The sequence below is a fragment of the Catellatospora coxensis genome (assembly GCF_016862635.1).
GTDB classification, from domain to species: domain Bacteria; phylum Actinomycetota; class Actinomycetes; order Mycobacteriales; family Micromonosporaceae; genus Catellatospora; species Catellatospora coxensis.
The window spans coordinates 1-6,375 of sequence record NZ_BONI01000154.1 but is presented as its reverse complement, the minus strand read 5'-3'; the positions used below and the strand labels follow the sequence as shown (position 1 = coordinate 6,375).

Annotated in this window: 7 protein-coding genes; 2 read left to right on the top strand and 5 right to left on the bottom strand. The window is 71.0% G+C overall.

Annotated features, from left to right (window positions below; all coding sequences use genetic code 11):
- The 3 genes from Cco03nite_RS41420 to Cco03nite_RS41410 all read right to left on the bottom strand — a co-directional run.
- A partial coding sequence (locus Cco03nite_RS41420) for a WXG100-like domain-containing protein (RefSeq protein WP_203699532.1) occupies positions 1-265 on the bottom strand: 265 nt, incomplete at its 3' end.
- A 659-nt stretch (positions 266-924) separates the two neighbouring features.
- Complete coding sequence (locus Cco03nite_RS41415; protein WP_203699531.1) at positions 925-2,484, bottom strand: WXG100 family type VII secretion target; 1,560 nt, start codon at positions 2,482-2,484, stop codon at positions 925-927.
- A 7-nt stretch (positions 2,485-2,491) separates the two neighbouring features.
- Positions 2,492-2,812, bottom strand: a complete 321-nt coding sequence (locus Cco03nite_RS41410; protein WP_203699530.1) for a WXG100 family type VII secretion target — start codon at positions 2,810-2,812, stop codon at positions 2,492-2,494.
- A gap of 449 nt (positions 2,813-3,261) precedes the next feature.
- Here Cco03nite_RS41410 and Cco03nite_RS42740 point away from each other — a divergent pair, with 449 nt between their 5' ends.
- Positions 3,262-3,438 carry a LuxR C-terminal-related transcriptional regulator gene (locus Cco03nite_RS42740; RefSeq protein WP_239168085.1) on the top strand — a complete coding sequence of 59 codons (177 nt, stop codon included), beginning with the start codon at positions 3,262-3,264 and terminating at the stop codon, positions 3,436-3,438.
- Between the two features lie 417 nt (positions 3,439-3,855).
- On the opposite strand, the gene Cco03nite_RS41400 is transcribed toward Cco03nite_RS42740, so the two are convergent.
- Together Cco03nite_RS41400 and Cco03nite_RS41395 are read right to left on the bottom strand one after the other, a co-directional pair.
- Positions 3,856-4,428 (bottom strand): TetR/AcrR family transcriptional regulator, encoded by a 573-nt coding sequence (locus Cco03nite_RS41400; RefSeq protein ID WP_203699528.1) that lies wholly within the window; start codon positions 4,426-4,428, stop codon positions 3,856-3,858.
- A gap of 107 nt (positions 4,429-4,535) precedes the next feature.
- Positions 4,536-5,384, bottom strand: a complete 849-nt coding sequence (locus tag Cco03nite_RS41395) for an MHYT domain-containing protein (protein ID WP_203699527.1) — start codon at positions 5,382-5,384, stop codon at positions 4,536-4,538.
- A gap of 201 nt (positions 5,385-5,585) precedes the next feature.
- On the opposite strand from Cco03nite_RS41395, the gene Cco03nite_RS41390 reads away from it, so the two are divergent.
- Entirely contained in the window at positions 5,586-6,191 is a 606-nt protein-coding gene (locus Cco03nite_RS41390) for a TetR/AcrR family transcriptional regulator (protein ID WP_203699526.1), read from the top strand.
- Positions 6,192-6,375 lie beyond the last annotated feature (184 nt).

Here is a 6,375-nt window from a genome sequence, read left to right as displayed (position 1 = left end):
CTTCGACCAGCTCGTGCAGGTCGCCGCTGTCGATCAGCTGTTCCAGCCGCGCCCGTACCGCCTGCGCGGCCTCACCCTTCCAACCAGCACCGTCGACCGCGTGCCCGATCGCGACGAGTTCCTCCTCGACCGCGATCAGGACCTGCTCCAACGCCGCCCACAACCGGGCCAGCGCCCACAGCTGGTCCTCGTCCGCCTGCGGCCACGATTCGCCCGTCACGATCAGGAAGAATTTGCCCACCCAGTCGGGCACCTGCATGCCCATGACTCAGCCGCCCGCGGCAGAGGCGGTCAGCAGCGTCTGCCCGTGGGTCTCCCCGGCCGAAAGCTGCATCATGGGATCTCCGGTCATGGTGACGAGCCGGCCGTGCCGGCGGATGCCGGGCTGCCGCACCTGCGCGCGGGCGCAGGCGAGCCGACCGTAACCAGCACAGTCGGCCTGCTCGCAGGCCCAACGCGGGGTTTCGGACCCCTGCCGGAGAAACGTGGGCCCAGGAACTCATCACGACGCTGTCAGACGCCCGGAAAAGGGCCCGCGGCAGGCGCCCCGGGTTGGCCGGCGGCGCCCGAGGAGACAGTCGGCCGGAACGCTCCGCGCCCGGCTCCGTTCGTGATCGGACCGTGCAGTTCGCGGAGGGACCGGCGAGGCAGGCCGGGGAGGCGTTGCGAGTTCTGCACACGCTGCAGACGCGCATCGACCCGGCCGCCGCCGACCAACCGGAGAACGCCTGGCGGCATGTGTTCACGCCCAGGCGGGTAACGGGTGCGGAGCACGCGGTTCCGGCGTTCACGGTGCCCTGAAGGACCCGGGGTTGCGGAACGTGCCGATCAGGCCAGGACACCACGGCCTGCCGGCCGATCGGACTGAGCGGGGCTGCCCGGACCAGGCCGATGCGGTCCGGTGCGCAGCCCCGCTCTGCCGACTTATCGTCGATGCTGCCGGGCCTCGGTGGTGCCGGTCTGGCCGGGGCGGGGCCGCGTGGGGGTGTACCCCGGAATCTCCGCCGTACCCGTTTCGGGCATGGCGTCCTCGCTCTGGGTCGGGTCGCCGCCGCGGATGACGCCCGGCGGGGCCTCCCCGGCAACGGCCCAGATGTCCCGGTCTTCCTGCAACCAGGTCGTGCGCTCGCGCTCCTTGTTGTCGTCCTTGCCGCCACCGCCGCCCGCGCCGGACATCGGCGGCATGTACGGCGGGCTGCTGGTCCCACCGGCCCGAGAGCCGATCGGCGCATGCATGGACTCGCTGACGAGTCCGCCACGCGCCAGGCCACCTGCTCCGCCCAGTCCCGCTGCTCCGGCACCCGTGCCCGCGAGGCTGAAGGGAAACTCCGACCGGATCGGCGGTGCGGTGGGGCCGCCCAGACCGCCCCCTGCCGAGCCCGGCAGGCGCAGGCCACCCATGCCGGGGCCGACGACGCCCGGCTTCGACACGCCGGCCCCGGAGCCGGGTACGCCCGGTCTCGGCGAGCTGAGTCCGGGTCTCGGCACGGTGGGAACCGGGCGGCCGATACCGGGCCCCGATGTGCCCGGGGCAGGAACGCCGATGCCGGGACCCGGCGGCCCCGATGGCGGACCACCGGTTCCAGAACCGCCACCTGGCGACGGCGCAAGGAACCGACCGTCATCAGGTAGGTTCGGTCCGCCGCCGGTCGGGGGCTGGTCCAAGCCGCCGGGGGTGGGAACATCCAGCGGTCCCGGCGGCGGGCCGCCGCCTGCGGTCGGCGGCGGCACGGTCTTGTCCAGGTTCGGATCGGGCGGAGAATCAAGATTCGGGTTGGGAACAGGCCCAGGCCCACCCCCGCCCGGCGCACCGTCCGGCAGCGGCGGTCCGTTCAGACCCGACGGCGGCTCGTCATCCGGACGCGGGGCGGGCAGCTCGACGATGGGCGCGAGCCGTTCCAGATTGTCACCGGCCCCTTTGTACGCCGCATCGAGTCCGCTGATGATACGGCGCGCCTCCCGTGTGATGTACTCCTTGATGTCGGGGTACCATTCAGGGAAGTAGATGGCGTTGCCGTTGTCGTCCAGGGTGTAGGGCGGCCACATCTCAGAAGTCACGTCTTCAGGGCGGGAGCCGTTGGCTTCCCATCGATCGATGATCTCCTGGTAACGCCGCGCGGTGCGGTCCGCACCGTCCAGGTTGAGCTGCCACATTTCCAGCATCGCCCGGTCGAGGGCAGCTGCCGCGTCTTCGAGCACGGTGCGCCAGTTTCGGGTTCCCGTCAGCAGCCGCTGATTCGCGGCGATCATTCGCCGGATGCTGCCCAGCGCGGCGTCGAAAGCGTCCGCCGCGCTGCCCTTCCAAACGTCGTCCGCGACCAGGCGCCGGCGTTGCTGGATCAGGTCGTAGTGCACGTTGCCGAGCGTGAGCTCGATGCCGATCAGCTTGGCGGCCGTGTCCCGCAGGCCCTGCGGGTCTTTTCTCGGATTGCCGAGAACAGCGTCCTCAATCTGACGCCATTCCCACGACTCCCAGTCCGGCATGGCGGTTCTAACTTCCGATGGCGTCGATGTCGTCCAGCACGATGTCGTCGTTGCTCTCGTCGGCGTCGGTCAGCATCCGAGAAGCACTGTCCAGCACGCCGGCAGATCTGTCGAACGTCGCGGAGATCATGTTGAGTGCCTGCCGCCACTGGCCGATACCCTCACTGATCGAATCCCCGAAGGCCTGCGACGTCTCGAAATCCCCGATGTCCAGCAGTACGGGATTGTCGAAGACCCTCCCCGCGTTCTCCACGGTCTCCCGAAAATCACGGAAGGCGGTCGCGGCCCGCCTCATCGCCTCCGGCTCCACCGTGAGGTCCGCACCCATGGTCTCCTGCCCCTCTCCACCGTAACCTCGGTTCCCTGCCGGTGCGACGGCCGGCGCTCCACAGGTCAGCGACGTTGTTCTCACTCATCGGCGGGAGAGCGCACCCCAGGCGCGGTCGTCGTGCTCCGGCCCCGAACGTAACGGGGTCGCAACCTCTTTCGCAGGCCCAATCCCGGTCATGGGTCCGCGGACCCACCACCTGCCGCCCGACGACGTCCCAGCGGACAGGCGCCCGTCCGCCGCCCATGGCGCACCGGCGGCACATCTGCGACACTGCCGCATGCAGGCACCACCCGGCACCACCTGGGAACCATCGATGACCTCGCAGGCACCCGCCTCCGCGCCACTGGTCAATGTGGTCGTCAGCGACGAGAACGTCCTCGGCCGCCTCGGGATGCGCACCGCGCTGGACGCCGGCGGACGGGCCTCGGTCGTCGGCGAGGCGGCCCGTGCGAGGTCGAGACGGCGTTGCGTTCGCCGTCCGGCTCTACATCGCCGAGAAGACGGTGAAGAACCACATCAACAACATCAACTCGAAGCTCGGCGCCCGCAACCGCGCGGAGGCGATCGCCATCTGGCTCGGCCTGGCCGGCAGCCTCCGAGGTCCGTCCACCCCTTCGACCTGAGCCGAGCAGGTCAGCCTTAGATGTGACAGATGTAACGAATGTTAACTGCCATTTACCTATGAACCAAAATGCGAACCTGGCCGTATTACGACGTGTCGGCCGGTCATCACTCTACGCACTCGCGCCGACGCTCTTCCGCGGGCGACCGCCCCGGCCCGGTGGGTCGCCCGCGGAGGGCTCGAACGGGACAGTCAGCCTGCCGACGAGGCCACGGGCCGTAGGCCTCCGGTCGGTGGTGAGCCGGCCCCGGCGACGCGCGCTCGAGCAGAACACGCTCGGCGCGCGGCGGCTCGATCCGCGCTGCGGCAACACCCCCGCCCGCGGCCGGAGGGCCACGCCGGTCCACCCCGCGCTGGACGGACCAGCACCGTCAGGTGGCCCGTCCAGCGCGGCCCGCTGACCAGACCTGCCCGATGTTCAGGCACGGCCCGCCAAAGCCCGGACCGCCGCCGCGAAGTTGTCGCGAGCCGTCTCGGGCCGGCCGAGGTAGCCCGCGACCATCGCGCCGTCCCGCAGCATGACCAGCGCGTCCGCGCCCGCCTGCGGATCGGCGTACCCCATCGCGGCGAGCAGCCGGACGAGCGCGTCCCGGAACCAGGCGCGGTGCGCGACCACGGCCCGGTGGACGGGGTGGCCCGGGTCCGGGAACTCGGCCGCGGCGTTGATGAAGGGGCAGCCGCGGAAGCCCGGCGCGCAGATCTCCGCACCGATGCCCTCGACCAGCAGCTCGAGCAGCTTGCCCGCGTCCGGCACGTGCGCGAAGCCCTCGTCCAGCCGAGCCCGGATGGCGGCGTCCGCCTGCTCGATGTACGCCCGGACCAGGTCCTCCTTGCCGGGGAAGTGGCGGTAGAACGTCGCCCGGGTCACCTTCGCCTGCTCGATCACGCGGTCGACTCCCACCGCGTTGATGCCTTCCGTGTAGAACACCTGTGCCGCAGCGGCGAGCAGGCGCTCGCGGGCTGCGGACGGCCGTGCCGTCGTCTCGCTCACCCCACCAGCTTAGGAACCCGGCATCTGAGCCGGCTCCGACACCGGGGGACCGTGCACGCCGGACCCGTGGTGCGGCCCGCCGCGGCCGCCACGGCGGGCGGTCGTGTTCAGCGCCGGAAGCCGCCCGCCCGGTCGGAGACGGCGCGGCGCGACTTCGCCTGCTCGGCCGCGAGCGCGGCCTGCTCCCGGGCGAGCCGCACCTGGTCCAGGTACTCCCGGGCGGAGACGTCCTCCGCGGTCGGCGTGGCGCCGATCGCGTAGACCAGGCCGCCGACCACCAGCAGCACCAGCACGCAGATCGGCACCAGCAGGCTCGTCGCCGACGCGCCGCCCATGGTGTGCGTCGGGTCGGTGAGCCGGACCGACATGGCGGCCATGCCGGTGTAGTGCATGCTGCACACCGCCACGCCCATCAGCAGCGCCGCGCCGGCGATGGCCACCGGGCGGCGCAGCACGACCGTGAACCAGAACGCCACCGAGGCGGCCGTGGCGGCGATCAGCACCGACGCCGCGACCAGGCCGGGGTCGTACGAGATGACGCCGTCCAACCGCATCGCGAACATGCCCAGGTAGTGCATGCCCGCCACGCCGACGCCCGTGAGGAGTCCACCCAGGATGATCCTGCTGAGCCGCGCCGGGCCGTACCCGACGGTGCGCAGGCCCAGGCCGACGGTCACGATGGCGACGAGCGCGCTGAGCACGGTGCGGCCGATGTCGTAGCGGATCGGCGCGCCGGTCACCGCGAAGCCGAGCATGGCCATGAAGTGCATGGCCCAGATCCCCGTTCCGCCGAGCGCGGCGGCGGCGAGCACCAGCCACCAGAAGCGCTGCCCGGCCATGCCTGACGTGCGCATCCGGGCCGTGCAGACCAGGCAGAGCACAGATCCCAGGACAGACAGCGTGTACGCGACGCCCGGGGTGACGATTCCGTTGGTGAAATGATGTACGTCGGCCATGCTGCGGTAGTGCCTTTCGGTTCACGAGCTGGTGTGCGTCTTCACCGCGCACGGTTCCAGGCGTTTCCCAGCGTGGGCCCGCCCAGGGCCCCGGTAGCCGAAAGGTTGATCACTCAGCGACACCGACGGTCGGCGGCGCTGACCGTCCCACGCCGTGAACCTGGATCGGCGGGGCGGCCGGACCGGTAGTCTTGCCATTCGATGAGGACCTACGACGGCAAGAGCGCCGAGGAACGCCGAGCCGAACGGCGGGAACGGCTGATCGACGCCGGGCTGGAGCTGTTCGCGGCACACGGGTTCGCATCGACCTCCATCCGCGCCGTGCTGCGCACCTCGGGGCTGCAGGAGCGCTACTTCGGCGAGAGCTTCCCCGACCTGGACCACCTGCTCGCCGCGGTCCACGACCGCATCCTCGATCAGGAGCTGACCGCCTGCCGGACCGCATTAGACGGACCGGGCACTCCCGCACAGCGGGTGCGGGCGATGCTCGGCACCCTCATGGACCTGCTCGCCGAGGACCCGGGGCGGGCTCGGATCAAGATGCGAGAGGTGACCGGCGCGGGTCCGGTCTCCCTGGCGCACCGCCGTCAGGGCGTGTCCGCATTCGCCGAGCTGATCTGCGAGCTCCTGCCACCGCCCGCCGCCGGCGGCGAACCTGACCGGTTCTTCCTTGCCGTGGGCCTGGTCGCCGCCGTCTACGAGCTGATGACCAGCTGGGTGGACGGCGAGCCGGACCTGAACCCGAAGAAGATCTGCGATCTCGGCACGATGCTGTTCGAAGCGGTCACCGCCCGGCTCGACCGGTAAGCGACACCGCCGCACCGGAAGGACCGCCGACAGCCATCGCCCCGCCGAGGTGGGCCTGCTTTGAACTGTTGTGTGTGGTGGCTCGTAGGGACTGCTGAGGGCGGTCGTTGCGCTGGGCCGTGAGGTGGCCGTGGTGGGGTCGGCCGGTGTGAGTGTGGCGGTGGGCCGTGGGTATGAAGGTGCC

What these genes read in the sequence shown, in the direction of transcription:
- Cco03nite_RS41415 (WP_203699531.1), bottom strand. Translation starts at nt 2,484, where the DNA reads ATGCCGGACTGGGAGTCGTGGGAATGGCGTCAGATTGAGGACGCTGTT.
- Cco03nite_RS41390 (WP_203699526.1), top strand. Translation starts at nt 5,586, where the DNA reads ATGAGGACCTACGACGGCAAGAGCGCCGAGGAACGCCGAGCCGAACGG.
- Cco03nite_RS41395 (WP_203699527.1), bottom strand. Translation starts at nt 5,384, where the DNA reads ATGGCCGACGTACATCATTTCACCAACGGAATCGTCACCCCGGGCGTC.
- Cco03nite_RS41410 (WP_203699530.1), bottom strand. Translation starts at nt 2,812, where the DNA reads ATGGGTGCGGACCTCACGGTGGAGCCGGAGGCGATGAGGCGGGCCGCG.